The sequence below is a fragment of the Streptomyces anandii JCM 4720 genome (assembly GCF_014650655.1).
Lineage (GTDB): Bacteria > Actinomycetota > Actinomycetes > Streptomycetales > Streptomycetaceae > Streptomyces > Streptomyces anandii.
The window spans coordinates 1-1,439 of record NZ_BMVJ01000076.1 but is presented as its reverse complement, the minus strand read 5'-3'; the positions used below and the strand labels follow the sequence as shown (position 1 = coordinate 1,439).

1 protein-coding gene is annotated in these 1,439 nt (G+C 73.2%); it reads left to right on the top strand.

All coding sequences use genetic code 11. The features are described 5' to 3' along the window. On the top strand, positions 1–1,439 hold a 1,439-nt coding region (locus tag IE249_RS35360; RefSeq protein WP_189711614.1), incomplete at both ends, for a type I polyketide synthase.

The window sequence follows — 1,439 nt, the reverse complement described above, 5'->3', positions numbered from 1 at the left end:
CGGCTGGACCTGCCGGGCCTGCGCGCCCAGGCGAGCAGCACCGGCATGCTCCCGCCCCTCCTCCGCAGCCTGGTCCGCGTCCCCGCGCCCACCCGCCGTACGGCCGCGACCGCCACCACCGCCGCGCCCTCGGGAGCCCTGGCTCAACGCCTGGCCACCCTCCCGGCACCTGAACGCGGCAAAGTCGTGCTCGAGTTGGTCCGGACGCAGGTGGCCGCCGTGCTCGGTCTGGCCGGCCCCGACGCGGTCGAGCCGCTGCGCGCCTTCAACGAGGTCGGCTTCGACTCGCTGACCGCCCTCGAACTGCGCAACCGCCTGAACGCGGCCACGGAGGTCCGCCTCCCCGCGACCCTCATCTTCGACTACCCGACGCCGACGGTCCTGGCGGAGTATCTGACGACAGAGGTCCTGGGGACCTCGGCAGAGGCCGCGGCGCCCATCACCGCCGCGACGGGCGCCGCCGACGACGAACCGATCGCGATCGTCGGGATGAGCTGCCGGTACCCCGGAGACGTCCGTTCTCCCGAGGACCTGTGGACCCTGGTCACCGAGGGCCGGGACGCCATCACGGGCCTGCCGACCGACCGGGGATGGGACGTCGAGGGACTCTTCGACCCGGACCCCGACCGCCCCGGAACGAGTTACACGCGCGACGGCGGTTTCCTGCACGACGCCCACCACTTCGACCCGGTGTTCTTCGGGATCAGCCCGCGCGAGGCCCTCGCCACCGACCCGCAGCAGCGGCTGCTGCTTGAGACCACGTGGGAGGCGTTCGAGCGGGCCGGCATCGACCCGGCGTCCGTGCGCGGCAGCCGCACCGGCGTCTTCGCGGGCGTGATGTACAACGACTACGGCACGCTGCTGCACCGCGCCCCGGACGGCCTCGAGGGCTACATGGGCACCGCCAGCTCCGGCAGCGTGGCCTCCGGGCGCGTCGCCTACACGTTCGGTCTGGAGGGTCCGGCGGTCACTGTCGATACGGCGTGCTCGTCGTCCCTGGTCACCCTGCACCTGGCCGTGCAGGCGCTGCGCAACGGCGAGTGCTCGCTGGCCCTGGCCGGCGGTGTGACGGTGATGGCGACCCCGGGGACGTTCGTGGCGTTCAGCCGTCAGCGCGGACTCGCGACCGACGGGCGGTGCAAGCCCTTCGCCGCCGCAGCCGACGGTACGGCGTGGGGCGAGGGCGTGGGCATGCTCCTCGTGGAGCGCCTGTCCGACGCCCGCCGCAACGGCCACCCGGTCCTCGCCGTCGTACGCGGCAGCGCCATCAACCAGGACGGCGCGAGCAATGGTCTTACGGCCCCGAACGGGCCGTCCCAGCAGCGGGTCATCCGTCAGGCGCTCGCCAACGCCCGTCTCACCGCCGCCGATGTGGATGTGGTCGAGGCGCACGGTACGGGTACGACGCTGGGTGATCCGATCGAGGCGCAGGCGCTGCT